The following is a 24,766-nucleotide window of genomic DNA, read 5'->3' on the forward strand; positions in this document are numbered from 1 at the left end:
TCAGTCTTTTTTGAGCAGGTCGGCAAAGGTCTTCCGGAACTTGGCCACTTTGGGCGCGACCACGAAGGCGCAGTAGCCGGCGTGTGGGTTGTGCTCGAAATAACGCTGGTGGTAGGCCTCGGCCGGGTGGTAGTTGCTCAATGGGCGCACCTCGGTGACGATGGGTTGGCCAAAGGCATGGCTGGCGTCCAGCTGCTCGATCAAGGCGCGAGCCTGGTGGGCCTGCTCGTCGTTGTGGGTGTAGATGCCGGAGCGGTACTGCGTTCCCTCGTCGTTGCCCTGGCGGTTCAAGGTGGTGGGGTCGTGGATGGTGAAGAACACCTCCAGCAACTGGTGGTAGCTGAGCTGGCTGGGATCGAAGCGAACCTTGACCACCTCGGCGTGGCCGGTGGTGCCCGCGCACACGTCTTCGTAGCTGGGGTGCGGGTGCTCGCCATTGCTGTAGCCGGATTCGGCCTCGATCACGCCTTTCAGCTGGTTGAAGACCGTTTCGACGCACCAGAAGCAGCCGCCGCCAAAGGTGGCCTCCTGAACGGTGTTGCTTTGGGGTGCATTCGCTTCCATGCGCGGACTCCTTGTGCTTAGACTGGCGCTCGATCCCGCGTGATTATCCAAACAAAGTCGTTTCATGAGCAAAGCCACTTTTTCCTGGGCCGATCCCCTGATGCTGGACGCCCAGCTGTCCGATGACGAGCGCGCCATCCGCGATGCGGCCCGCGCTTACTGCCAGGACAAGCTGCAGCCTCGCATCTTGTCGGCCAACCGCGAGGAGCGCTTCGACCGCGGGTTGATGAACGAAATGGGCGCCCTGGGTTTCCTGGGGTCGACCATCGACGGCTATGGTTGCGCGGGCGTCAACCACGTCAGCTACGGGCTGATCGCCCGGGAGGTGGAGCGGGTCGATTCGGGCTACCGCAGCGCCATGAGCGTGCAAAGCTCCTTGGTGATGCACCCCATCCACGCGTATGGCAGCGAAGCGCAACGGCAAAAATACCTGCCCAAGCTGGCCACCGGTGAATGGGTGGGCTGTTTTGGTTTGACCGAGCCCGACCACGGGTCCGATCCCGGCAGCATGGTGACCCGGGCCACCAAGGTGGAAGGCGGCTATGTGCTCAATGGCGCCAAGATGTGGATCACCAACGCGCCCATCGCCGACCTGGCGGTGGTCTGGGCCAAGCTGGACGACACCATCCGGGGCTTCGTGGTCGAGCGGGGCATGAAGGGCTTCAGCACGCCGCGGATCGAGGGCAAGCTCAGCCTGCGGGCCAGCGTGACCGGCGAAATCGTGCTGGACCAGGTGCTGGTGTCCGAGGACCACATCCTGCCGAATGTGTCGGGCTTGAAGGGGCCATTTGGCTGCCTCAACAAGGCGCGCTATGGCATCGCCTGGGGCGCCATGGGCGCAGCGGAGTTCTGCTGGCATGCGGCCCGCCAATACACCCTGGACCGCCTTCAGTTTGGCCGCCCCTTGGCGCAGACCCAGCTGGTGCAGAAAAAACTGGCCGACATGCAGACCGAAATCACCTTGGGGCTGCACGCCGCCTTGCGGGTTGGCCGCTTGCTGGACGAACACCAAGCCGCGCCCGAGATGATCAGCCTGATCAAGCGCAACAACTGCGGCAAGGCCCTGGACATCGCCCGCCTGGCCCGCGACATGCATGGTGGCAATGGCATCCACGACGAGTACCACGTCATGCGTCACATGGTGAACCTGGAAACCGTGAACACTTATGAAGGCACCCACGATGTGCATGCCCTGATCCTGGGGCGTGCGCAGACCGGTCTGCAGGCCTTTTTCTGAACCGAGCCCGGCCATGCAAGACCTGGGGGCCTGGAAGCCTTTGATCGGCGCCTTGTTGCTGCCGCCCGTGCCCTGGCTGGTGTTGGTGCTGGTCGGTGCTCGCCTGATCCTGCCCCGTCGCAACCTGGGGTTCTTCATCCTGTTGCTGGGCGTGGTGGGGCTGTGGATGGGCAGTTGCTCGGGCACGGCTTTGTGGCTGCAGGACCAAGTGCTGCGGCCCCCGCCTGCGCTATTGGGTGAAACGCAGGACCGGCTGACCGCCGAAGGGCGCGCCTATGCGCAGCGGGTGGCGCTGGCGACTCGGCAGGGCAGGACGCCGCCTTCCCCCAGCGTGGGCATCATGGTGCTGGGCGCTGGCCTGGTGCCCAGGGCACCCGAGTACGGTGTCGCGGACCTGCCCCATTACTTTGCCGAGCGCTTGCGCTATGGCGTCTGGCTGGGCCGCCAAACCGGCTGGCCCGTGGGGGCCTCTGGTGGCGTGGGTTGGGCGCAGAAAGAGGTGCAGATCGGCCCGGCCGAAGCCGAGGTGGCCGGGCGGGTCGCGCAACTGGCCTATGGGGTGCCCTTGCGCTGGATCGAGAAGAGCTCGGTCGATACGCGGGGCAACGCGGCGGCGTCGGTCGCGATGCTGGCCGACCAGGGGGTGACCGAAATCGTGCTGGTGACCGATGCTTTCCACATGCCGCGTGCGCGCCGGGCTTTCGAGCAAGCCGCGGCCGCCTGGGCTGCCCGCGCGGGCAAGCCGGTTCCGACCATCACCCCGGCGCCCATGAAATTCTGGGGGAAGGACGCCAATCCGGTGCTGGCCTGGATGCCTTCCGGGGCGGGCATGGCCAATGTGCGCATGGCTTGCCACGAATGGCTGGGCCTGCTGGCGGGCAGCTAGAGGTGCGCGCCATCAGAAAGCAGGTCCACAAATAGAAACCCCCGGCCAAGCCGGGGGTTGGAGCGGCCGAGGCCGTCCTTGGAAAGGGCAAAGAGTTTGGTTTGCCACATCCCGTCAGACGCAGTGACTGCGTCTTCTTGAGGTGCCTGTTCGACAGGCAAGTTCAGATTAATCCAAGCCTTGTCCGGGCGCAAGTCCTTTTGTCGTCATGGACTTGAGGTGGTGTGACATCAGCCTCGCATGATGTCTTGCAAAAGGGCGTCCACCCGCCGGGTGACCTCCTCGGGCATGGTGATGGTGCGGCCCCATTCCCGGCTGGTTTCACCGGGCCACTTGTTGGTGGCGTCCAGGCCCATCTTGCCACCCAGTCCGCTGACGGGCGAGGCGAAGTCCAGGTAGTCGATCGGCGTCTGGTCGACCAGGGTGGTGTCGCGCACGGGGTCCATGCGGGTGGTGATGGCCCAGATCACTTCCTGCCAGTTGCGGGTGTCCACGTCGTCATCCACGATGACGATGAACTTGGTGTACATGAACTGGCGCAAGTAGCTCCACACGCCGAACATCAGCCGCTTGGCATGGCCCGGGTAGGACTTCTTCATGCTGATGATGGCCATGCGGTAGCTGCAGCCTTCGGGCGGCAGGTAGAAGTCGACGATCTCGGGAAACTGCTTCTGCAGGATGGGCACGAAGACTTCATTGAGCGCCACGCCCAGCACGGCGGGCTCGTCGGGCGGCTTGCCGGTGTAGGTGGAGTGGTAGACCGGATCGGTGCGGTGTGTCATGCGGCGCACTTCAAAAACGGGGAACCAGTCCTGCTCGTTGTAATAGCCGGTGTGGTCCCCGAAAGGGCCTTCCAACGCGTGCAGGTAGCCGCCGCGCTCCATCAATGACACGCCGTGTTCGCTTGTGCCTTTGAAACCAGCGGGTGCGGTCGGGATGTGGCCTTCGAGCACGAACTCGGCGCTGGCGGGCACCTGCAGCCAGTGGTCGCCCTCGGCCGTGCGTTCGCCGACTTGTGTATTGACCAGTTCGGTGCGGCTGCCACGCAGCAGTCCGGCGAATTGGTATTCGCTCAATGAATCCGGCACCGGCGTGACCGCGCCCAGGATGGTGGCCGGGTCCGCGCCAAACGCCACGGCGATGGGGAAGGGCTGACCAGGGTTGGCCAGGGCGAACTCGCGGAAATCGAGCGCGCCGCCGCGGTGGGCCAGCCAGCGCATGATGACTTGGCGCGGGCCGATGAGCTGCTGCCGGTAGATGCCCAGGTTCTGGCGGCTGCGCGCCTTGGGCACGCCTTGAGGCCCCCGCGTGACGACCAAGCCCCAGGTCAGCAGGGGGGCGGCGTCGTCCGGCCAGCACAACTGGATGGGCAGGGTGGCCAGGTCGATGTCGTTGCCTTCGATCACGTGGTCCTGGCAGGGCGCCTTGCTGACCCGGGATGGCTTCATGTCCCAGAGGGCTTTGGCCATGCTGAACAGCTTGCCGGCGTCTTTCAATCCCTTGGGCGGGTCGGGCTCTTTCAGGCTGGCCAGCATGCGGCCGATGTCGCGCAGCTCGCTGACATCCTCGGCGCCCATGCCCAGGGCGACCCGGCGCGGGGTGCCGAACAGGTTGGTCAATACCGGGGTTTGGCGTGAATTGACCCCCCTTGTTCGCGGGGGTGTCAGACCAGTGGGCTGCTCGAACCAAAGCGCGGGACCGCCGGCCCTGAGCACGCGATCGCTGATCGCCGTCATCTCCAGCCGCACGGACACAGGTGTTGCCACGCGTTTCAGTTCGCCCAGCCTTTCCAGGCCGGACACGAAGTCACGCAGGTCACGGTATTTCATGTTTTTCGATATAAAAGATCAAGTCTTTATGCTTGACTGGTTATTACAGGGCTGCCTAGAATCCGCTCCCGACGACCCCGGAGGATGTTTCTCCGGGTTTTCCCTGTGCCTTGGCGGCGCAGCACGGCCAAACGGCGTGCCCATCTTGGGGGTGATTATCTCCATCGTATCCACTGAAGACATTCGGTGATCGGTGGTGAGGAAAGGAGAGTCATGACAGCAGTAAAACGTGACGTGAACGGGCTGGTCTCGTCCGCACGCGCTGGCGTGAGTTTGTTCGTGCTGGATGTGGTGACTGGCTTGCGCCAGGTGAGCCACAACGCACTGGCCCTGTTGGGCCTGGCCGCAGTGGCCCTGGTGGTGTTCGTGGCGGGCCGTGACGATGTGCGTCATGGGCTGGAAAGCCGTGTCCTGGGTTGGTTGATCGACCGCGCCACGGCGCGCACCCAGGTGGAAGTCGATCCCAAGTTGAACGATGTGCTGCTGGCCATGGCCGAGCCCGAGGCCATTCAGCGTGCCACAGCGGCCGATCCCGCTGGCCTCAACCGCCAGCAGGCCGCGGTCGCCATCTGGCTGTCCCGCCGCTACAGCGTGGCCCCCGAGCCCGTGAGCCGCCTGGTGCAAGAGGCGTGGGAAGTGGGGCACCGTGCGGGCGTGGAGCCCACGCTGATCCTGTCGATCATGGCGATCGAGTCCAGCTTCAACCCCTTTGCGCAAAGCCATGTGGGGGCCCAAGGCTTGATGCAGGTCATGACGCGCATCCACCATGACAAGTACCAGATCTTTGGCGGGCAGAACGCCGCCTTCGACCCGGTGACCAATCTGCGCGTGGGCGTGCAGGTGCTGAAGGAATGCATCCAGCGCGCTGGCAGCCTGGAAGGCGGCCTGAAGTACTACGTGGGCGCGGCCAACATGGCCGACGATGGTGGTTATGCCTACCGTGTTCTGGCCGAGCAGGCTTTCCTGCGGCAGGTGGTGGCCGGGCAAAAGGTGCCCGTGAACGTGTCCGTGCCCCAGCAGACCATGGTGCAGGCTGAATCGCCTTCGCGCATCCAGCCTGCGGCGGTGTCGGCCACGCCCGAGGCTGCCGTGCAGGGTGGCCTGGTGGCGCCTGCCGTGGTGATCCCGCCAGCGGCGATGCCCACGGCGCCAGCCGCGAGCGACACGGCCCCCGTTCGCCGGGCCGAACAGGTGGCGATGGCGCATTGAGTGGCGCGCCAAGCGCCTTGTCCGATACAATCCAGACTTGCCGCGCGACTGGCGATAGACGGCCCCATGGTCAGCAATGGGGTCTGAGGTGGTGAACCACCGGGAAGCGCGGCCGGCACTTGGCATCTGGCTGGGTCGCTGTTTGAGCCGTTCGCCTGGGCAGCCCTCTGGCAGCAATCTTGATGCTGCGGTGGGTCTTCACACGACTGAAGAGGACTGCCTTCATGTTTGACCGCGCCCAACACACCCTTGCCAACGTCGATCCCGAACTGTTGTCTGCCATCAAGCTTGAAAACAAGCGCCAGGAAGACCACATCGAGCTGATCGCCTCGGAAAACTACACCTCGCCCGCCGTGATGGAGGCGCAAGGCTCCCAGCTGACCAACAAGTACGCCGAAGGCTACCCTGGCAAGCGTTATTACGGTGGTTGCGAATATGTCGACATCGTCGAGCAACTGGCGATCGACCGCCTGAAGCAGCTGTTTGGCGCCGAGTACGCCAACGTGCAACCCAATTCCGGCTCGCAAGCCAACCAGGGCGTGTTTTTCGGCCTGCTGTCGCCTGGCGACACCATCATGGGCCTGAGCCTGGCCGAAGGCGGCCACCTGACACATGGCATGGCGCTGAACATGTCGGGCAAGTGGTTCAAGGTGGTGTCGTATGGCCTGGACGCCAAGGAAGACATTGACTACGACGCCATGGAACGCCTGGCCCGGGAACACAAGCCCAAGCTGATCATCGCGGGTGCTTCGGCTTTCGCGCTGCGCATCGACTTCGAGCGCTTCGGCAAGATCGCCAAGGAAATCGGCGCCTACTTCATGGTGGACATGGCCCACTACGCCGGCCTGATCGCCGCGGGTGTGTACCCCAACCCCGTGCCGCACGCCGACGTCGTCACCTCGACCACGCACAAGAGCCTGCGCGGCCCGCGCGGTGGTTTCATCCTGTCGCGCAGCGAAGAGGTCGCCAAGAAGATCAACAGCGCCATCTTCCCTGGCATCCAGGGTGGCCCGCTGATGCACGTGATCGCCGGCAAGGCGGTGGCCTTCAAGGAAGCTTTGTCGCCCGAGTTCAAGGCCTACCAGCAGCAAGTGGTGAAGAACGCCGCCGCGCTGGCCGACACGCTGACCCAACGCGGTCTGCGCATCGTGTCGGGCCGCACCGAGAGCCACGTGATGCTGGTGGACTTGCGCCCCAAGGGCCTGACTGGCAAGGAAGCCGAAGCGGTGCTGGGCCTGGCCCACATCACCTGCAACAAGAACGGCATCCCCAATGATCCGCAAAAGCCTTTCGTGACCAGCGGCATCCGCCTGGGCTCGCCCGCGATGACCACGCGTGGTTTCAAGGAAGAGCAGGCCATTGCCGTGGGCAACCTGATCGCCGACGTGCTGGACAACCCGAACGACGAGGCCAACCTGGCCCGCGTGCGCGAGAAGGTCGCGGCTTTGACCCGCGAGTTCCCGGTCTACCGCTGATCGCTTGACGCTCCAACCCGGCCCCTGTGCCGGGTTTTTTGTTCTTTGCTGGATGGATGGTCCTTAGCCATGCGTTGCCCTTTCTGTGCCCACCCTGACACCCAGGTTGTCGAAACCCGCGATTCCGATGAAGGCGATTCGACCCGCCGGCGTCGCCGCTGCAACGGCTGCGACAAGCGCTTCACCACCTATGAACGCGCGGAAATCGAGCTGCCGGCCATCGTCAAGCGCGACGGACGGCGCACCGACTACGAGCGGGCCAAGCTGAAGGGCTCGATGATGGTGGCGCTGCGCAAGCGGCCCGTCAGCGCCGAGGCGCTGGACCTGGCCATCGAGTCGATCGAGGCGCGGCTGCGCCAGAGCGGCGAGAAGGAAGTCGACTCGACCCAGCTGGGCGAGTGGGTGATGAAGGAGTTGCGCAAGCTGGACAAGGTGGCCTATGTGCGCTTCGCCTCGGTGTACCGCAGTTTTGACGACGTCAGCGAGTTCGTGGCGGCGATCAAGGAAACGGGCAAGCGGGTCACCAAGGACGGTGGCTGATCAGGGCTTGCGCTTGCGGCCCAGCCACCGTTGCAGCAGGCCGGGGGCGGGTGGCGGTGCCGCGGCGGGCTCCGCCACCGAGGCGGTCTGGTCATACGAGCTGGCCAACTGGGCCAGGTTTTCGAAAATATAGCGACGAGCGCTGACGCGCTTGCCGGTCACCTTCTCCATCTTGGCGATGGCCTGCACGGCGAGCAGCGAGTGCCCGCCCAGGTTGAAGAAGTTGTCGTCGGGCTGGATGTGCTGAGCGCCCAGCAATTCTTGCCAGATGAGCGCCAGCAGCTTCTGGGTGTCGGTGCTCAGGGCTGATGGGGATGCGTGTTCAGGCTCATGCGATGCCATGGCGGGCGCTGGAAGCGCTTGCCGGTTGACCTTGCCATTGGCCAGCAAGGGAACGCTGGCCAATTCGACATAGTGCTGCGGCTGCATGTGGTCGGGCAGGCAATGCCGCGCGTGTTCACGCAACACGGCCCTGGACGGCATGGCCTGGCGGGGCACGATGTAGGCCACCAGCCGGACATCGCCGGGCGTGTCTTCGCGGGCGATGACCAGGGCCTGTGCCACACCGGGGTGTCGGGTCAACTGCGTTTCGATTTCACCAGGCTCGATGCGGTGGCCGCGCACCTTGATCTGGAAATCAAGGCGGCCCAGGTGTTCGATGTCGCCGCTCCACAACCAGCGTCCGAGGTCGCCGGTGCGGTACAGGCGGGCACCGGCCTGGTCGCTGAAAGGGTTGGGGATGAAGCGCTCGCGGGTCAGGTCATCGCGCTCCCAGTAGCCCATGGCGACGCCATCGCCACCGATCACGATTTCGCCGGGCACCCCGATGGGGCAGGGGTGGCCGTGTTCGTCCAGCACCCAAACTTGGGTGTTGGCGATGGGCCGACCGATGCGAATCCCGGCGGAGGGATCGCGGACTTGCCAACAGGTGGACCACACCGTGGTTTCGGTGGGGCCGTACATGTTCCAGACCTGGTCAGCGCGGCTCAGCAATTGGGTGGCCAGGTCGTGGTTGAGGGGTTCGCCCCCGACCAGGGCTTTGAACCCCGCCGGTGTGGGGCCCCGCGTCCAGCCGGCTTCCATCAGCAGGCGCCAGGTGGAAGGCGTGGCTTGCATCACGTTGACCTGGTGCTGCTCGATCAGGGCTTTCAAGGCGTGCCCGTCGAGCACATCGTCGTGGCTGGCCATCACGATCTGCGCACCCACCGTGAGCGGCAGCATCAACTCAAGCACGGAGATGTCGAAGGACAAGGTGGTGACCGCGAGCAGGCGGTCTTGCGCGCTGAGGCCGGGCGCCTGGGCCATGCTCTCCAGGAAGTTGACCACGGCGCGGTGCGGGATGATGACGCCCTTGGGTTGACCGGTGGAGCCGGAGGTGTAGATCACGTAGGCCGGGTCGTGGCCTTGGGCCTGGATGTCGGGCGGCGCCTTGTCCTTGATCGTGGTGGACACGGCGTGGTCCAGCAGCAGCCGCAGGCCGGGCGGCCATTCCAGGCGCGATTCCAGCGTCTGGTGCGTGATCACGAGCGAGAGCTTGGCGTCAGCGGCCATGAACTGCAGGCGCTCGGCGGGGTAGGCAGGGTCCAGCGGCACGTAGGCGGCGGCGGTCATCCAGACGGCCCAGACCGAGGCCAGCAGGTTGGGTCCACGCTCCAGGCAGATGCCCACCCGATGGCCACGCCCGATGCCTTGATCGCGCAAGGATTGGGCGATGTGGCGGGCCTGCATTTCCAGCTCGCCATAGGTGACGATTTGGCTTTTGAATCTGATGGCCACGGCATGGGGCTGCTGTTGGGCGCGGGCATGGAGCAAAGCCGAGACGGAAGCATCGCCGTGAATGGCTGGGGTGGTGGCCTGGTTCCAGGCGTGGAGCCTGGCCCGCTCGGCCAGGCTCAGCCACCTCAGTGAGGACAAGGGGGCATCGGGTCGGGCCAAAACCTGGTCCAGCAGCGACAAATAGTTGTCGAGCAGGGCTTCGGCCGTCGCGGCATCGAACAGCTTGTCCGCGTACTCCAGGAAAATGGATTGGGTCCGGTCGGTGTCCACCACCAGGCTCAGCGGAAACTGCGTGGCGCCACGGGCGAACTGGAAACGGCGGGCTTGCAGTCCCTTGAACTGGAACTGGCCGGGCATGGCGTTGCTGGCATTGAACATCACCGACAAACCCAAGGGGGTGTCGTGTTGGCGATGGGCGTGCCCCAGTTTTTCGACGAGCAGGTCGAAAGGCAGGTCCTGGTGCGCATAGGCTTGCAAAGCCGTGGCCTTGACGCGGTCAAGGACCTGCTGGAAGGTCTGGCTGCCAGAGACCTCCGTGCGCATGACCAAGGTGTTGACCAGGCTGGCCACGATGTGCTCGGTGTCGGGATGCTGGCGATTGGCGATGGGCGTGGCGATCGCGATGTCGGTCTGGCGTGTCTGGCGCGCCAACAGCACGTTCAGGCAGGCCAACATGATCATGAAGGGGCTGTGTCCACTGCTGGCTGCCCTCTGGGCCAGGGCGTTCAAGGTGCTGGTCTTGAACATTCGGGTGATGCGGCCCCCTGATTCGTGCCAGTCGGGTGTGGCAGGGTGGTCGGTGGGCAGAGCGAGCGGCGTCAGTTCTTTCAGTTGGTCGAGCCAGTGGCCCAGTTGTGGTGCCAGGTGTTTGGAGACCTCCGGGCTCGCTTGCCAATGGGCGTGGTCGGCACAATCGATGGGGTGGGGCTTCAGCTCAGGTGTCAGCCCCTGGCTGACCGCCGTGTAAGCCTGACCCAGTTCCTGGGCCAGGACCAGGTTGGCCCAGAGGTCCACGATGATGTGGTGGGCGACCCAGGCCAGGATGTGGTCGTGGTCGTTCAGGCGCAGCAGGTGGCAGCGCCAGAGGGGGCCGTCCGCCATGTCGAACGGGGTGCTCGCCACCTGCAGCAGCAGGGCATTGGCGAGCTTGAGTTGCTCGTCTTCGCGGTGGCTGCTGAAGTCGGCCTCGGTGAGGTGAACCGGCCCCGGACTGTCGGTCAAGGACTGCATCAGTCCTTGCGGCGTCATGGTGAAGCGGGTGCGGAAGACTTCGTGGCGTGACCACACGGCCTCGACGGCCTGCTGCAGATGTGCGCGGTCAAGGGCGCCAGTCAGGCGAAGCGCAAAAGGAACGTTGTAGGCGGTGGTCTCCGGCGCGAACTGCTGGACCAGCCACATGCGCCGCTGGCAATGTGAGAGGGGCAAGGGCAGATCGCGCGGTTGCCGGGTGATGCTGGGCAGCCCCGAGGGGCCATCGCCCAGGGAGCGTTGCCTGGCGATGAGCTCGGCCATGCGCTCGATGCTCATGTGCTCGAACATCAGTTCCAGTGGCAGTTGAATCTGGAACTGGTCTCGCACGCGCGACAGCAGTTGGGTGGCAGAGATGGAGTCGCCACCCAATGCCATGAAGCTTTCTTGCCTCGGGCAGTCCGCGAGTTCGAGCACGTCCGCCCACAGCTGCGCCAGGGCGCGTTCAGTGCCGGCCAGGTCAAGCGATGGCCCTGGGACATGGGCCAGTTGTGCGAACTCTGTGGATTCGGGGGGCACTGTTACTTCCAGCAGTCCCTGACGCTGGCGTTGGTACCTGTCACGCCTTTGACACCGGTCTGGGTCAAGGTCAGGTTACCGCAGCGATCCCCAGTCATGGGCCCGCCTTGCGTCGGAACGGCCTGAAGCATGAATGTCGTGGCCGTGACAGCATCATTGCCCGTCCTGACCACATCGATGTCATAGCTTTGGGTGCTGCTCGTGTCCTTGGGAGACCGCGACAGTGGGGCTGGAAGAAGCACATCGTCAGTGGTGCTACCGAGGGCTCGGGCATAGCTATTGTGCGATGCATAGAAGCGTTGCATGAATTGCGCCGCTTCCATCAACACCGCTTGGGCTTCAGCCCTTCGGCTGCGCTGGATGTATTGCGTGTAGGAGGGAAAGGCAATGGCGGCCAGGATGCCAATGATCGCCACGACGATCATGACCTCGATCAAGGTGAAGCCACGGGTTGGATTGTGGGGAGAATCATGCATGGAGAAAGGCCTTGGGAAGGGCTTGCAATCCGACATCACGGCGCAGGCGGGTTGAGCAATTGGCGCCAGATCCGGTCGGTCACCTTCGCGGCCTCGCAATCCTGGATGCCGCGCGAGCCATAGGCGCCCTGGGCGCTGCCTGCCACGCAGCCAGGCGTTGCACCAGCACCGGTTTCAAAGTCCAGAGGTGATTGCCTGGTCATGATGGTTTGCGGGCCAGCGGGGACGCGCACACCGGCAGCGGAGATGTCGGTTTTGTCGAGGACGCCATTGCCGTTCGTGTCGAAAGAAGCCTGGATTTGCTGAGCGCCAGTAAAGAACTTGAGCAGGAAGCCATAGCCATTCGTGGTCGTGCTGGCACTGCAGCTTTCCTTGTTTTGGGCCGGTGTCAGCGCCGTGACATAGACGGACTGCCCGAAGAGATCTGGCGTGTAAATGACCCTTGGATGGTCGCTGGTTGTGGAGGTGGTGGGCATTATCAGATCCAGCAGCCAGCCTTTTTTCTGACCCCAATCCACAGAATTGGAGGTCAGGCCATAAAAAGTGCTGGTCTGATAGATGATGTTGCCCGAGCTGTCCTTCAGCGGTAGGCGGTCGGCGCCCAATTCAGGCAAGGGTTTTCCGTCGGCGTCCAGTTGGGTGACCGTGGTCACCTTGTTGATCTCCTGCTTGACCAGCAGGGAAGCGGGTGCTCGGGCGTCAATGCCGCTGGACAAGACAGGGCTAGGGGCGGCACCACTGGTGTCCAGCTCCTTGACCTCATCCCAAATGCCGTAGATCGTCTGGGTTTGCGTCGTGTCGCTGTCGGCATCGCTGAACAGTCGGCCGGTGCCGAACACCAGCAGGCGGCCGCCGTTCGGGTGCGGCCTGAGCACAGGGGCAGCCGTGATGGGCTGGGCAACCAGCAAAGGGTCACGCGCGGTGAACAAGGGCTTGCCCTTGAAGCCCACGACCATCCTCGACCCCGCGGTGTCGTCGGTCGATGAGGCGGCAGAGGCGGCCGATGCTGCGCCATCCGGGGACTCTGTCGGTGGCACATAGTCAAAGCGCCACAATTGCCCCTTGGCGTCACCAGCGTAGACGGCCAGGACTTCCTTGGAGGTACCGTTGCGGGCCAGGCGAACGCCGCCCAGGCCATTGCCTGCGCTGCTGTCGGCCACGATCGATTCAAGGGTGCCATCCTGGAGGTCGATCACCAGCAGAGCGGCGCGGCCCGACTGGCTGTCCAGGCCATTGCCGACAAAGGCCTTCCAGCGGCCGTTTGGCAGCATGCCGACTTGGACCTCGCTGGTGATGTACCCGATGTCGTCGCGCGCGCTGCCCGTGGCAACCTCATCGCTCGGACCATCCAACTCCCACATCACGGAACTGGCGTCCAGTTGCGAGGGATTGTCGGAATTCAACTTCAGGGCGAAGATGGAGCGGCCACCGGCCCCCATGGTGCCCAGCACCACATTGGTCCATTCCTTGGTGGTGCCAGAGCCGATGTAGGCATCGGATTCAACCAGCGGACCATCCACGAAGAATTGGTGGAAGTTGGCTTCCGAACCATAGTCCCGTCTGGCCAGTTTGTAGAGATTTCCGGCGCCGGCATAGGGCACGAAAGCGAACCTTTCTATGCCGTCGCTCGAGAAGGTGTGGAGCATGCCGCCGTTGCCGCCAATGAACAAGGCGCCATTGTTGCGGCCCGCCTTCGTGTCCAGGTAAGCCTTGTAGGTGCCGGCGCCCGCCCTGCTGGTGTTCCCCGCATCCTGACTGAGGCTCGTGTAGCCCAGGTCAAAGCCGTTTTTGACAAACAGTGGGGTGGAGTTCACGAAGTCCGCCAATGGGCTTTCGCGAACACGACGTGGCACATTGTCCGCGGGATTCCCCCCGCGCAGATAGTCCACCAGATTGGGGCTGGCCTGCGCTCCCATCTTGGCAATCAGCGGGGCGCTGAACGCATCCAGGTTGCGCTGGTTGTTCGTGACGCTGGGCTTGAATGGGATGGCTTGCGGTATCGTCGCACCGGCATCCCAGATGAAGATGTTGCGGCTCTCCGGAGCGGGAAGGCTGCCCACAGCGTTCCAGGATTCGACGGGACTGGCGACACCGGAAGCGTCCAGCGCGTAGGCCCTGATGTTGCCGGTCCACTTGATCGGCGTGTATTCAGGGATGAACTTCACGTTTCCATTGATCAGGGTGGGGGCCGCCGTTGCGACGCCGGCCTCCTTCTGGATGGCACCTCTGCCAATTTCGAGAGCACTCTCTAACGCCGTGGTCAGCGAGGCGCTGTCCGTGGCCGAGAAATACTGGCCGCGGCTGTTGATGGCCGCATGCCACAGGTCATCGATGAGGTCGTAGGTGCCGGTGGGCTTCCAGCACCCGTTGGTGCTGGTGCAGTTGGCCAGCAGTTCAAGCTGCGCATCGGTGGTCGGCATGGTGCCCGTCACCCCGAGTCCGATCATGAATTGGTTCAGGTGCTGCCACGTGGCAGGATCGCTCTTGTAGGCTTTGGCGTTTGTCAGCGGGGGGACGTTGTTGTCGATGTCCCGCAGATCAGTGGCCCAGTACTTCATGGCGATGTCCGCCAGCGTGTTGCTTTCCTCATCAGCGAAAGGCGCGGCTTTCGCGTAGTTGGGCGTCAGATTGTTCCCATCGACATTGCCGACGGAAATAGTCTCTGCCCGGTAATAGCCGTCAGTCACCAGGATGTTGAAGGAACGGCGGCAGGTGAGGTCGTTGGCGGGGTTATACGAACTGGTTCTGAGTTCAGGCTTGGAGCTCCATGGGTTCTGCTCGTCGGTGCGCTGGAAGTAGTCGCCAACGCCGATCAAGGCAGATCGGGATGGCGTGCCCGCGAAGGTGGGGCGGCTGCGGATCCAGTCGAAAAACTTCAGCTTGTGGTCGGCAGTGAAGCTGCGCACGCCTTGCTGGACAAAGGATTCCTTGCTGGTGCTGCCTGCATCGGCGTCGGCACTGAAGTCGCCGGAGTGGATGGTGGCCCAACCCAGGCGGATGGAATCGCTGATGTCGGCGAAGGCTGCCGGGATGGCCCCTTGCGCGATCAGTAGCCGCGACCTGTAGAACACGAACCAGTTGGCGAAGTTCTGGCGCTCAACGTCCTTGCTGCACACGGTCGATGTCTGGGTGACGACGCAATCCGTCCTGTCGGCGTACTTCTGGTTGTAGGTGAATGAACTTGCGTTCGGATCATTGAGGTTGTACAGCTTGTAATTGGTCGGCAGCACTTCGTTCGCCGACTGGTTTGGGTTCAGCAAATAGACGATGGCTGGGTTGAACGGCTTGCTGCTGACGCCGCAGGGTGTGTAGTTGGGCGCTCCAGCGTCGGTGGAGCAATACCACCTTGCCTTGTAGGGTGTCACGGTGTCCGTGAGATCGACGGCGGCCGTGGTGGGTGCCGTGGTCGAATTGGGCGCCAAGGCCATGGGGTTCAGGTAAGCATTCGCGATCGATGCTTGGGAGAAGTCGTGCCCCTTGTCGTCTTTCCAGGGGCGGTACCTTTTGGCCGGGTTGTAGTAGATGCTGTTGACTTGAGGTGATCGCATCTGCATCTGATGCAGCAAGGTGCCGGCATCGGCTGGCCCGGACGAGACATCGGCCGCGACGAAATGCACGTCTTCCCCGTCCGACCGCCCCGAAAAAATGTTGGTGCGCAATTCGGAAGGGTGCAAGAACACTTTGCCGTCATTGGGGAAAGCGACCGTTTCGGTGACCGTGCCATTCTTCAATGTGAAGCTGCGCTCGGGCAGGTACTGATAGGTCATCGACCCCGAATCATCCAGGGTCAGCATGAAGTTGGGCAGGGGCCGTTTTTCGGGGCGGGTGATCAGGGGACTTTGCGACGGGGCGGACCAAGCGGGCGACATGCCGTTCAGCAACAGCCCGATGCAGCACCAGATTGCCAGGGTCTGGCGCATGGGCCGGAAGGAGTGGTGGGTTCTCGGCATGATGTCGGTCCTGTCAATCGAGAGAAGAAATTGCTTTGTCATCAATTGGACACGCGCAGAATGGACTGCAGCCAAACCACAGAGCCCGACTCAGTGCGGCCGCTGGTTTCCTGGTAGTCGCTGCTGAAGCCCCTGGCGGTGACCACCACGAGGTTCTTGGAACCCACGGTGCGGTACTGCGACATGCATTGGGGGGCAAAGCGGAATTTGTCCGTGCTGGTGTTGGCGTTCGGGGCCAGGACGCTGTTGGGCACACTGACCAGGCCTGTGGTGGCACTGGGGGAGGACGTGGCCACAGGGCTGCTGGGTGCCGGCCAATTGGCAAACACTTTCCATAGCTCTTCCGTGCCTGCAGCGGCCGCCGCCTTGACATAAGTGTTCAAAGGAATGCTGTTGATGGCCAGGTTCTCGCAATACCGCAACGCCATCTGAGCCGCCTGAGTCGCCTGCGTCTGCCGGCGGCTATTCTGGCTCACCATGTCGGCATTCAGGCTGTTGCGCATGACCGCGGCTGAAGTCAGCCCAATGATCACCAGCATCACCAGGGCGACGATCAGGACCACGCCTTTTTGCTGGCGTGAGTTCGCTGAAGGTATGAAGCGCGGGTGGCCGAATGTGAGGGGGCGGCGTTGCATGTGGGGTGACCGGTTCAGGTGCGGTTGTTCAGCACGATGGTGGTGGTGAAGGCCCGGTAGATGCGGCGATCCGTGGGCGTTTTCAGTGCCGTGGGATTGGCGGTGGCGTCATCGCATCCACGGTAGGCGGTGATCTGGTCCAGCACTTCTTCTTCACTGTTCACTTCCAGGCAAATCCGCACGGACACCACACGCTTCCAGTTACCATGGGTTGGTGCTCCGACGTCGGCTGCTTTCACATAGGTCTCAACGCGCTTGCCCGGGCGGGTGCTGGACGAACCGTCTTCCAACGTCACGGGGGCCGATGCATTGCCCAGACCGTAGACGATCTGCATGTCATGGATGTTGTTGACCAGGCTTACGCTGCCGTTGACGGTCGAGGTGGGGGTGCCGGCCGGGTCGAGCGTGGTCGTGCCAAAGATGGCCGTGGTGGCTGCGGTAGCGGTGGCGTCAGTGGTGGGAATGCCGCCACTGCCTCGGCATTCCAGTGCGGTACCTCCACCGGCGTCACTGCCGATGCTGAAGCGGCTGTCGGACACGAAATAGTCGAAAGGGGAGGCGCCTGCCGCCAGGCTTCCGCCCTGGCAGTCCGAGGGCACCATCGTGCTGCCATTTGATACCAGCGGGCCGTTCTGAGCATCGACCTCGTAGCGCACGATCAGCGCGTCCGGCGTGGTGGTTCCGCCTCGGCAGATCACGCCTGTTGGATTGATGACCATGCCCCCATTGAAGCCGCCATCACATCCCACGATGGCTTCGCCGGTGAGGCGGCTCATGTTGAAGGCTCCGGCGGCATCGACCACCGGTTGGCCATAGCCAGCCATGGCAACGTGGCCACGCAAGATGCCCATCGCCAGAGATGCGTCTTCGGTGACCTGGGCCAACGCGGCGGCTTGCCGCGAGCCGGCCCGCGAGTGCAAGTAGGTGCTGAGAACAGCACCTATGACCACCAGACCGATGGCCATGGCCACCATGATCTCGATCAATGAAATGCCTCTGAAAGCCAGGCGGGCAGGGGCTTGCTGTTTCATAGATCGGTCCGGAAATGCATGCAGGTTGGCACCTGCCGCAAACTTGTATTCAGCACGGCGGCGGGGCAGACGTTGTTCCCGTTGGGGCTGAGGTTGGTGTTGTTTTCGCCGGTGCTGTTGGGTTCCAGCCAAATCAACCAGAGGTCGATTCCGGACGCGTCGGCAGTGACGAAAGCATCGCCTTGCGGCAGGGAGTTGCGAACCGAGGTGCGCCAGTCCGCAAGATCCTTCGCGGCCATTTGCTGAGGCGTGCATTGGTCGGTGGTGGTATTGCACCCGCTGCCGGCCGTGGGCGCTGCGGTGGAGGTTGAATAAGGAACTTGGTATGAATAGCTGGGCGCGACTTCATTGGCCTGGGGGCGATTGGCGCGGATGCGGTCGGCCAAGTCGGCGGCGAGCAGTGCCCCCATGGCCTGGTATTCGTTGGCCTTGGCGAACTTGGTGGTGTTCAACTGCATGACCACCATCGCGAGGATGCCGAAGGAGATGATGAGGATGGACACCAAGATTTCGATCAGGGTGGCACCGCCTTGACGCCCATGGGGTCGGCGAGGTGAATTCATGTCAGCAATTGCCTACGTTTGAACGGCCTTGCCTGCTCACGGTGACGCATTGAGCAAGGGATGCCACGGAAGGGGTGATGGTGTAAGTGGCCGCAGCATTGGACGAGACACCGTTGGCCAGGAAGGACACGACGGTGTCGGAAGTGCTCGAGGTGATGCTGACCGACTTGATGTCCTGCTCGATGTGCAGCAGCGTGTCTCGGTCGCTTTCAAAGGCGCCGGCGTGGCCAGCACTGTTGGGGTAGTCGATGAACACCAGCCAGCCCGTGGACCAGTTCGTGGTCGCGGTCGTCACGCAGGCGGGAGGTTTTGCGCTGGGGTCAGGGCTTGGACAAACGCTGACCGTGCCACTTCGCTTGAGCGCTTCCGATCTTGCCAGTCGAAATGCCGACGCCAAGGCATTGGCATCGGCCGCCACCTGCTGCTTGACCAAAAAATCGCGCAGATTGGGCGCCCCGATGGCCAGCAGAATCGCCAGGATGGACACCGTCACCATCAACTCCACCAACGTGAAGCCCCCAACCCTGCCCTTGATGTGTCGAAATGCACGTTTACTCATGTGTGGAATTGTGCACGGTCGTGCTTTTAGTGAACAGTTGGCATCCGACACGCGGCATTCAGCGGCCGACCAGCGGTCGATTTGTCGGGCAAGATAGGCGCCTCTAAGTGGTAACGCGCATGTCCGACAAGCACTTCATTTCGCACGCCTTGACGCTGGCCCGGCAAGCCATTGGCTTGTCCGATCCCAATCCGCGGGTAGGGTGCGTGCTGGTGTCGGGTTCGGGCGAGGTGCTGGGGCAGGGGCACACCCAGGAGGCCGGCGGGCCCCACGCCGAAGTCATGGCGCTGCGCGATTGCCGAGCGCGGGGCTTGTCCCCCTCGGGCGCCACCGCCTACGTCACCCTCGAGCCTTGCTCGCACCATGGCCGCACCCCCCCTTGCGCCGATGCCCTGCTGGCGGCGGGCGTGGTGCGCGTCGTGGTGGCCTTGCTCGACCCCAACCCCCAGGTGGCGGGGGAGGGCGTGGGGCGCCTGCGCGCCTCCGGCATCGCCGTGGATGTGCTGCCGATCGAGGATGAGCAAGCGCTGGCGGCCCGGGAACTCAACCTGGGTTTCCTGTCCCGAATGGTGCGTGGCCGCCCCTGGATGCGCCTGAAGATCGCGGCTTCGCTGGATGGCCGCACGGCGCTGGACAATGGGCAAAGCCAATGGATCACCGGCCCCGCCGCGCGGGCCGATGGCCATGCCTGGCGGGCGCGGGCGTCGGCCGTGCTCACGGGCATCGGCACCGTGCTGGACGACGATCCCCGTTTGGACGTGCGCGAAGTGCCCACGGCCCGGCAGCCGCTGCGGGCCGTGCTCGATTCGGCATGGCGCACGCCGGCCGAGGCCCGCCTGTTGGCGCCTCCCGGAGAGGTCGTGTTGTATGGCCTGGACGCGGGCCTGGACCCTGCGGCCGCCACGCGCCAAAAAGCCCTGCGGGACCAGGGCGCCCAGCTGACGCTGGCGCCGCCCAACGCGCGGTCCCAAGTTGACTTGAACTTCGTGCTGCAAGACCTGGCGACCCGGGGCGTCAATGAACTGCACGTGGAGGCCGGTGCGCGCTTGAACGCCGCCTTCATCGAGCAAGGCCTGGTCGACGAGGTTCTGTTGTATCTTGCGCCCAAGTTGATGGGGCCTGGGCGTGGCCTGGCCGCCTTGTCGCCGCTGGCCGACTTGTCGCAAGCCTGGGCGTTTTCCTTCCACGACACGACCCTGCTGGGCGACGACCTGCGGGTGATCGCCCGGCCGCCTGGCCGAGCCAGGTTCTGAGTTCCAGTTTTCACACACGGGTATTTTTTCCATGTTCACCGGCATCATCACTGGCGTTGGCCAGATCACCGAATCACAGGCCCTGGGGGCCGATCCCAGCCATGGCCGCCGCCTCACGCTCCAGGCGCCCGCGGGTTTCCTGGACGACGTGGGCCTGGGCGACAGCATCGCCATCAACGGGGCCTGCATGACCGTGACCTCCTTCGACGCGCCGTCCGCGCGTTTCACGATCGACGTGTCGGCCGAAAGCCTGGCGCGAACCGTGGGTTTGAACGAGTTGGGCGCCGTGAACCTGGAAAAAGCCCTGCGTGCGCACGACCGCCTGGGCGGTCACCTGGTCACCGGCCACGTGGATGGCGTGGGCTCGGTCAGCCACTTTGCCCCCGTGGGCGAATCGTGGGAGTTGCGCATCCGCGCACCCCAGAGCCTGGCCCGCTTCCTGGCTTACAAAGGCTCGATCACCATCAACGGGGTCAGCCTGACGGTGAATCAGGTGAGGGACCAGGACGACGGGCAGGCCGAGTTCAGCATCAACCTGATCCCGCACACCGTGGACAACACGGCGCTGGGCAAGCTGAAGGCGGGCTCGCCGGTCAACCTGGAAGTCGACCTGATCGCCCGCTATGTGGAAAGGATGTTGAGCAGCGCGGGCCGGATCTCGTCATAAATTCAGGGTTCTGGCCGGGTTTCCCCGGTGGTTTTCAGCGCCGAGGCAGGTCCGCCCGCCTACAATCGCGGGATGCCCATATCCCCTATTCCTGAGCTGATCGCCGAATTGGCCGCTGGTCGCATGGTCATCCTGGTGGATGAAGAAGACCGCGAAAACGAAGGCGATCTGGTCCTGGCGGCCGACCACGTCACGCCCGAGGCCATCAATTTCATGGCCCGCTTCGGCCGTGGCCTGATCTGCCTGACCCTGACGCGTGAGCGCTGCGAGCGGCTGCAGTTGCCGCCCATGGCCACGCGCAATGGCACCAAGCATGGCACCGCCTTCACCGTGTCCATCGAGGCCACCGAAGGGGTGACCACCGGCATTTCCGCCGCCGACCGCGCCCGCACCGTGCAGGCCGCCGTGGCGCGCGACGCCAAGGCCACCGACTTGGTCCAGCCTGGCCACATCTTCCCTTTGCAGGCGCAGGATGGCGGCGTGCTCATGCGCGCCGGCCACACCGAAGCCGGCTGCGACCTGGCCGCCATGGCGGGCCTGTCGCCCACTTCGGTGATCTGCGAGATCATGAAGGACGACGGCACCATGGCCCGCCTGCCGGATCTGGAAGTGTTCGCCAAGGAACACGGCCTGAAGATCGGCACCATCGCCGCGCTGATCGAATACCGCAGCCGCAACGAATCCCTGATCGAATGCCTGGGCACCCGCCCGATGGAAACACCCGAGGGCACCTTCGACGCCCGCGTGTTCCGCGACCGCATGGGCGGCATCCACCTGGCCCTGGGCCTGGGCCAATGGAGCTGCACGGACGAGGTGCTGGTGCGGGTGCACGAACCCTTGTCGGTGCTGGACTGGCTGGACGCCGGCAACCCCAGCCACTCGTGGCCGCTGCCCAAGGCCCTGGCCACCGTGCGCGAAGCCGGCCGTGGCGTGGTGGTGCTGCTCAACGCCGGTGAAGAAACCGAGCGCCTGGTCGATCGCCTGCTGCCGGCCAACCCCGGCCAAGTGCCCCGCACGCCGCCTGACCTGCGCACCTACGGCGTGGGCGCGCAAATCCTGCGCACGCTGGGCGTGCAACGCATGAAGCTGATGGGCAACCAGCAGCGCCTGCCCAGCATGGTGGGCTTCGGGCTGGAAGTCACCGGCTTCCTCACGGCCGATGGCCAGACGCTGGCGCCTTCGCACTGATTTTTCTTTTTTTCTTCGTTCTTTTTTGACCTCCACTCGCTCTTTCAGGACCACAACACATGCAAGGCGCTGACAAAGGACAAGCCGGCCGACTCGACGGGCGCGAACTGCGCATCGGGATCGTCCAGGCTCGTTTCAACCACGATCTGACCAGCCGACTGGCCGAGGTCTGCATCCAAGAACTCGTCGCCCTGGGGGTGGTCGCCAAGCACATCCAGCACGTGACCGTGCCCGGCGCTCTCGAGGTGCCGACGGCGTTGCAGGCCATGGCCGACAGCGAGCGCTTCGATGCTCTGATCGCCCTGGGTTGCATCATCCGCGGCGAGACCTACCACTTCGAACTGGTGGCCAACGAAAGTGGTGCGGGGGTGACCCGGGTCAGTTTGGACCACCACCTGCCGATTGCCAATGCCATCCTGACGGTGGAAGATCAGGCCCAGGCCGAGGCCCGTGTGGAAGAAAAGGGCCGTGACGCGGCCCGCGTTGCCGTTGAAATGGCCAATTTGCTGGACGACCTGCTGTGAGCACTCCCGAGACCCCCAAGGACGACGCCGTCGGCGCGTCCCAAGCCGCGCGCCCCGCCCGCAAGAGCGCGGGCGGCGTGCCTGGTCGCGACCGTGCCAAGTCGTCCCGCCGCCGCGCCCGCGAGTTCGCCTTGCAAGGCCTGTACGAGTGGCAACTCAACAGCCGCGAAGCCAGCGGCATCGACGCCCACATCCGCGAGCTGGAAGAGTTCGCCAAATCCGACCGCGCGCACTACGACGCCTTGCTGCATGGCTGCATCGACCAGCACACGCAGCTCGACGCCGCGCTGTCCAAGTTCCTCGATCGCCCGGTGCAGGAACTCTCTCCCGTCGAGCACGCCGTGCTGTGGATTGGCGCCTACGAGCTGACCCACTGCCTGGACGTGCCCTACAAGGTTGCCATCAACGAAGCGGTCGAACTGGCCAAGAGCTTCGGTGGCACCGACGGCCACAAATATGTGAACGGCGTGCTGGACCACCTGGCGCCGGTGTTGCGGCCCGACGAGGTCCGCTCCACCCGTTCGGGGCCCCGCTGACACTGTGGCCATGTCCGACTTCAACCCCGCGGTGACGCGTCCTCATGACGAGGATGGCGAACCCATGCCGGGCGATGATCCGGACACCGTTGCCCAGACGCGCCCGCTGCCCGAGCCGGACGCCAGCGAAGTCCCCAAGGAACGCCCCGACCTGTTGCCCACCATCGGGCACATCGGCCGCTATGCGCTGAAGTACAAGATCGGCGCGGGTGGCCTGGGCACGGTCTACGCGGCCCACGACCCCTTGCTGTCGCGCCTGATCGCCATCAAGACTTTGAACGTGGACCTGCCCGCCGACAACCGTGAGCAGTTCAACGCCTTGTTCTTGAACGAAGCCAAGGCCGCGGGCAGCCTGAACAACCCGCACATCGTGACCATGTACGACGCGGGCCTGAGCGAGCAGGGCACGTACATTGCGATGGAGCTGTTGCGCGGCAAGGACCTGCGGCAGTTGCTGACCCTGGGCTGGAAGCCGACGCCCGCGCAGGCCGCGCTGATCGTGCGGCGCGTGGCCGATGCGCTGTCCTACGCCCACCACAAGGGCGTGATCCACCGCGACATCAAGCCCGCCAACATCTTCATGGTGGGGCGCACGTCGCCGCGCGTGCTCGACTTCGGCATCGCGCGCATCCGCGAGGCCGAGTCGATGGGCCGGGACGATGAGCAAAGCCGCTTCCAGGAAGTGTTCGGCGGCTCGCCTTACTACATGGCGCCCGAGCAGGTGCGCCAGGAGCCGACCGACCGCCGTGCCGACGTGTACTCCCTGGGCGTGGTGTTGTACGAGTTGCTGACCACCCAGCGGCCTTTCACCGGCAACAGCCTGGACGAGATCGCCTACGCGGTGCTCAAGGGGGAGGTGCCCGCGCCGCACGAATTGAACCCCGAGGTGCCCAAGGCCCTGTCCGAGATCGTGGCCAAGGCGATGGAGCGCGACGTGTCGCTGCGCACGCGTTCTGCGCGGGCTTTGTCGCAGGCCCTGCGCGACTGGTTGAGCCAGCAGGGCGAGGTGCCGCAATCGGGTTCAGGCGCTTCGTCGGCGCGGTTCTCCAGCGCTGGCAAGGCTGCTCAAAAAAACGAACGCTCGTGGATGTGGTCCTTGGCCGCCGCGGGTTGGCTGACGGCGCTGGGTGGCCTGGGCTGGTTCCTGTGGCAGGAGCAGCAGTCCAGCGCCAAGTCCGAGGCGGTGGCCACCGTGGCAGCGCCATCGCTGCCCAAGGCTTCCACCACGGCGGCGATCTTGCCGGTGTCGCAGGCCCTGCCCGTGCAAGCGGTCGCGGCCAGCCCCGAGCCCGTGCCGACCCCAGTGCTGGCTTCTGAGCCCGCCGCATCGGCCGTGGCGGCTTCTGCCAGCGCCGAGCAGCCAGAGCCAGCCATGCCCCTGCCCACCGGCGTGGTCAGGCTGGCCATCAGCCCCTGGGGCGAGGTCTTTGAGGGCGAGCGCTCCCTGGGCGTGACACCACCCCTGACCCAGCTCAAGCTGCCCGTGGGCAAGCACACTTTGACCATCCGCAATGGCGATGCCAAGCCCTTGCGAAAAACGGTGGATGTGAAGGCCGGCGCGGCCATCAACATCGACCACCACTTCTGACCGCGAGGCTTCATGCGCATCCTTCATGCCCATTTCGCATTGGAACGACTGGCCCCCCTGGTGGCCTTGATGGTGCTTTCTGCGTGCGCGACGAAGTCGCCGCCCAATGCGCCCGAGCCGCCCAATCTGATGGCGTCGGCGCCCGCCGCGGTGGCAGCATCCGCCCCGGCTCCGATGCCGGCGGTCACGCCCGCGGAGGCGGTGCTGGCGCAAGGCCTGAAGGCCTATCAGGCCGGGCAGTACACCATCGCCGAAACCCAGTTGAACACCGCCTTGCAAGGCGGCCTGAAAACGCCAGCCGATGTGGCGATGGCGCACAAGCACCTGGCGTTCATCTACTGCACCAGCCGGCGCGAAGCCCTGTGCGCCAAGGCTTTCAAGGCCGCCCGGGCGGCCGACCCGGGCTTTGCCCTGAGCAAATCGGAAGCCGGGCACCCGATGTGGGGGCCGGTCTACCGCAAGGCCCTGCCCGCGGGCAAACCAGCCGCCAAGCCGGCCAAGAAAGCCGTCGTC

At 64.4% G+C, this 24,766-nt stretch carries 21 protein-coding genes and 1 riboswitch; of the genes, 12 read left to right on the forward strand and 9 right to left on the reverse strand.

Annotated features, from left to right (window positions below):
* Positions 1 to 564 carry a peptide-methionine (S)-S-oxide reductase MsrA gene (gene msrA, locus ACREB4_RS11040; RefSeq protein ID WP_431588264.1) on the reverse strand — a complete coding sequence of 188 codons (564 nt, stop codon included), beginning with the start codon at positions 562 to 564 and terminating at the stop codon, positions 1 to 3.
* 64 nt (positions 565 to 628) lie between these two features.
* Here msrA and ACREB4_RS11045 point away from each other — a divergent pair, with 64 nt between their 5' ends.
* Together ACREB4_RS11045 and ACREB4_RS11050 are read left to right on the forward strand one after the other, a co-directional pair.
* Positions 629 to 1,801, forward strand: a complete 1,173-nt coding sequence (locus ACREB4_RS11045) for an acyl-CoA dehydrogenase (RefSeq protein WP_431588265.1) — start codon at positions 629 to 631, stop codon at positions 1,799 to 1,801.
* A 13-nt stretch (positions 1,802 to 1,814) separates the two neighbouring features.
* Positions 1,815 to 2,687, forward strand: a complete 873-nt coding sequence (locus ACREB4_RS11050) for a YdcF family protein (RefSeq protein ID WP_431588266.1) — start codon at positions 1,815 to 1,817, stop codon at positions 2,685 to 2,687.
* A 230-nt stretch (positions 2,688 to 2,917) separates the two neighbouring features.
* Here the strand turns inward: ACREB4_RS11050 and ACREB4_RS11055 are convergent, their stop codons facing one another.
* Positions 2,918 to 4,516, reverse strand: a complete 1,599-nt coding sequence (locus ACREB4_RS11055) for a UbiD family decarboxylase (RefSeq protein ID WP_431588267.1) — start codon at positions 4,514 to 4,516, stop codon at positions 2,918 to 2,920.
* Between the two features lie 213 nt (positions 4,517 to 4,729).
* On the opposite strand from ACREB4_RS11055, the gene ACREB4_RS11060 reads away from it, so the two are divergent.
* The 3 genes from ACREB4_RS11060 to nrdR all read left to right on the forward strand — a co-directional run bounded on the left by ACREB4_RS11060 (position 4,730) and on the right by nrdR (position 7,740).
* A complete protein-coding gene (locus tag ACREB4_RS11060; RefSeq protein WP_431588268.1) occupies positions 4,730 to 5,725 on the forward strand; it encodes a transglycosylase SLT domain-containing protein in 996 nt (331 codons plus the stop codon).
* A 34-nt stretch (positions 5,726 to 5,759) separates the two neighbouring features.
* Positions 5,760 to 5,893: riboswitch (ZMP/ZTP riboswitch) on the forward strand.
* Between the two features lie 56 nt (positions 5,894 to 5,949).
* On the forward strand, positions 5,950 to 7,200 hold the full coding sequence (gene glyA, locus ACREB4_RS11065; RefSeq protein WP_431588269.1) for a serine hydroxymethyltransferase: 1,251 nt from the start codon (positions 5,950 to 5,952) through the stop codon (positions 7,198 to 7,200).
* A 69-nt stretch (positions 7,201 to 7,269) separates the two neighbouring features.
* Positions 7,270 to 7,740 carry a transcriptional regulator NrdR gene (nrdR, locus tag ACREB4_RS11070; protein WP_431588270.1) on the forward strand — a complete coding sequence of 157 codons (471 nt, stop codon included), beginning with the start codon at positions 7,270 to 7,272 and terminating at the stop codon, positions 7,738 to 7,740.
* Here the strand turns inward: nrdR and ACREB4_RS11075 are convergent, their stop codons facing one another.
* From ACREB4_RS11075 to ACREB4_RS11105, 7 genes are all read right to left on the reverse strand, one after another.
* The gene (locus tag ACREB4_RS11075) at positions 7,741 to 11,283 is read right to left on the reverse strand and encodes an amino acid adenylation domain-containing protein (RefSeq protein WP_431588271.1); all 3,543 of its coding nucleotides are present in this window, start codon (positions 11,281 to 11,283) and stop codon (positions 7,741 to 7,743) included.
* A gap of 2 nt (positions 11,284 to 11,285) precedes the next feature.
* Positions 11,286 to 11,759 (reverse strand): type IV pilin protein, encoded by a 474-nt coding sequence (locus ACREB4_RS11080; protein ID WP_431588272.1) that lies wholly within the window; start codon positions 11,757 to 11,759, stop codon positions 11,286 to 11,288.
* Between the two features lie 35 nt (positions 11,760 to 11,794).
* Positions 11,795 to 15,709 carry a pilus assembly protein gene (locus ACREB4_RS11085; RefSeq protein WP_431588273.1) on the reverse strand — a complete coding sequence of 1,305 codons (3,915 nt, stop codon included), beginning with the start codon at positions 15,707 to 15,709 and terminating at the stop codon, positions 11,795 to 11,797.
* A 41-nt stretch (positions 15,710 to 15,750) separates the two neighbouring features.
* The gene (locus ACREB4_RS11090; RefSeq protein WP_431588274.1) at positions 15,751 to 16,272 is read right to left on the reverse strand and encodes a pilus assembly PilX family protein; all 522 of its coding nucleotides are present in this window, start codon (positions 16,270 to 16,272) and stop codon (positions 15,751 to 15,753) included.
* 86 nt (positions 16,273 to 16,358) lie between these two features.
* Positions 16,359 to 17,375, reverse strand: coding sequence for a PilW family protein (locus ACREB4_RS11095; RefSeq protein WP_431588275.1), 1,017 nt, complete (start codon positions 17,373 to 17,375; stop codon positions 16,359 to 16,361).
* Entirely contained in the window at positions 17,372 to 17,938 is a 567-nt protein-coding gene (gene pilV / locus ACREB4_RS11100; RefSeq protein WP_431588276.1) for a type IV pilus modification protein PilV, read from the reverse strand. The genes ACREB4_RS11095 and pilV overlap by 4 nt, the downstream gene beginning before the upstream one ends.
* A gap of 1 nt (position 17,939) precedes the next feature.
* Positions 17,940 to 18,497: a GspH/FimT family pseudopilin gene (locus tag ACREB4_RS11105; RefSeq protein WP_431588277.1), complete on the reverse strand. Its 558-nt coding sequence runs from the start codon at positions 18,495 to 18,497 to the stop codon at positions 17,940 to 17,942.
* Between the two features lie 119 nt (positions 18,498 to 18,616).
* Between ACREB4_RS11105 and ribD the strand changes: the two genes are divergently transcribed.
* The 7 genes from ribD to ACREB4_RS11140 all read left to right on the forward strand — a co-directional run.
* Positions 18,617 to 19,750 (forward strand): bifunctional diaminohydroxyphosphoribosylaminopyrimidine deaminase/5-amino-6-(5-phosphoribosylamino)uracil reductase RibD, encoded by a 1,134-nt coding sequence (ribD, locus tag ACREB4_RS11110; RefSeq protein ID WP_431588278.1) that lies wholly within the window; start codon positions 18,617 to 18,619, stop codon positions 19,748 to 19,750.
* 31 nt (positions 19,751 to 19,781) lie between these two features.
* Positions 19,782 to 20,417: a riboflavin synthase gene (locus tag ACREB4_RS11115; RefSeq protein ID WP_431588279.1), complete on the forward strand. Its 636-nt coding sequence runs from the start codon at positions 19,782 to 19,784 to the stop codon at positions 20,415 to 20,417.
* A 72-nt stretch (positions 20,418 to 20,489) separates the two neighbouring features.
* Complete coding sequence (gene ribBA, locus ACREB4_RS11120; protein ID WP_431588280.1) at positions 20,490 to 21,605, forward strand: bifunctional 3,4-dihydroxy-2-butanone-4-phosphate synthase/GTP cyclohydrolase II; 1,116 nt, start codon at positions 20,490 to 20,492, stop codon at positions 21,603 to 21,605.
* 59 nt (positions 21,606 to 21,664) lie between these two features.
* Positions 21,665 to 22,129, forward strand: a complete 465-nt coding sequence (gene ribH / locus ACREB4_RS11125) for a 6,7-dimethyl-8-ribityllumazine synthase (RefSeq protein WP_431588281.1) — start codon at positions 21,665 to 21,667, stop codon at positions 22,127 to 22,129.
* A complete protein-coding gene (nusB, locus tag ACREB4_RS11130) occupies positions 22,126 to 22,665 on the forward strand; it encodes a transcription antitermination factor NusB (RefSeq protein WP_431588282.1) in 540 nt (179 codons plus the stop codon). Before ribH ends, nusB begins: the two co-directional genes overlap by 4 nt.
* Positions 22,666 to 22,675: 10 nt before the next feature.
* The gene (locus tag ACREB4_RS11135; RefSeq protein ID WP_431588283.1) at positions 22,676 to 24,253 is read left to right on the forward strand and encodes a serine/threonine protein kinase; all 1,578 of its coding nucleotides are present in this window, start codon (positions 22,676 to 22,678) and stop codon (positions 24,251 to 24,253) included.
* Between the two features lie 12 nt (positions 24,254 to 24,265).
* Positions 24,266 to 24,766, forward strand: a 501-nt coding sequence (locus ACREB4_RS11140) for a TssQ family T6SS-associated lipoprotein (RefSeq protein ID WP_431588284.1), incomplete at its 3' end; no start/stop codon positions are given.

Origin of the sequence: Aquabacterium sp. (genome assembly GCF_050725395.1) — a bacterium.
In the GTDB taxonomy this organism is placed as follows: domain Bacteria; phylum Pseudomonadota; class Gammaproteobacteria; order Burkholderiales; family Burkholderiaceae_C; genus Aquabacterium.

What these genes read in the sequence shown, in the direction of transcription:
- msrA (WP_431588264.1), bottom strand. Translation starts at nt 564, where the DNA reads ATGGAAGCGAATGCACCCCAAAGCAACACCGTTCAGGAGGCCACCTTT.
- ACREB4_RS11045 (WP_431588265.1), top strand. Translation starts at nt 629, where the DNA reads ATGAGCAAAGCCACTTTTTCCTGGGCCGATCCCCTGATGCTGGACGCC.
- ACREB4_RS11050 (WP_431588266.1), top strand. Translation starts at nt 1,815, where the DNA reads ATGCAAGACCTGGGGGCCTGGAAGCCTTTGATCGGCGCCTTGTTGCTG.
- ACREB4_RS11055 (WP_431588267.1), bottom strand. Translation starts at nt 4,516, where the DNA reads ATGAAATACCGTGACCTGCGTGACTTCGTGTCCGGCCTGGAAAGGCTG.
- ACREB4_RS11060 (WP_431588268.1), top strand. Translation starts at nt 4,730, where the DNA reads ATGACAGCAGTAAAACGTGACGTGAACGGGCTGGTCTCGTCCGCACGC.
- glyA (WP_431588269.1), top strand. Translation starts at nt 5,950, where the DNA reads ATGTTTGACCGCGCCCAACACACCCTTGCCAACGTCGATCCCGAACTG.
- nrdR (WP_431588270.1), top strand. Translation starts at nt 7,270, where the DNA reads ATGCGTTGCCCTTTCTGTGCCCACCCTGACACCCAGGTTGTCGAAACC.
- ACREB4_RS11080 (WP_431588272.1), bottom strand. Translation starts at nt 11,759, where the DNA reads ATGCATGATTCTCCCCACAATCCAACCCGTGGCTTCACCTTGATCGAG.
- ACREB4_RS11085 (WP_431588273.1), bottom strand. Translation starts at nt 15,709, where the DNA reads ATGCCGAGAACCCACCACTCCTTCCGGCCCATGCGCCAGACCCTGGCA.
- ACREB4_RS11095 (WP_431588275.1), bottom strand. Translation starts at nt 17,375, where the DNA reads ATGAAACAGCAAGCCCCTGCCCGCCTGGCTTTCAGAGGCATTTCATTG.
- pilV (WP_431588276.1), bottom strand. Translation starts at nt 17,938, where the DNA reads ATGAATTCACCTCGCCGACCCCATGGGCGTCAAGGCGGTGCCACCCTG.
- ACREB4_RS11105 (WP_431588277.1), bottom strand. Translation starts at nt 18,497, where the DNA reads ATGAGTAAACGTGCATTTCGACACATCAAGGGCAGGGTTGGGGGCTTC.
- ribD (WP_431588278.1), top strand. Translation starts at nt 18,617, where the DNA reads ATGTCCGACAAGCACTTCATTTCGCACGCCTTGACGCTGGCCCGGCAA.
- ACREB4_RS11115 (WP_431588279.1), top strand. Translation starts at nt 19,782, where the DNA reads ATGTTCACCGGCATCATCACTGGCGTTGGCCAGATCACCGAATCACAG.
- ribBA (WP_431588280.1), top strand. Translation starts at nt 20,490, where the DNA reads ATGCCCATATCCCCTATTCCTGAGCTGATCGCCGAATTGGCCGCTGGT.
- ribH (WP_431588281.1), top strand. Translation starts at nt 21,665, where the DNA reads ATGCAAGGCGCTGACAAAGGACAAGCCGGCCGACTCGACGGGCGCGAA.
- ACREB4_RS11135 (WP_431588283.1), top strand. Translation starts at nt 22,676, where the DNA reads ATGTCCGACTTCAACCCCGCGGTGACGCGTCCTCATGACGAGGATGGC.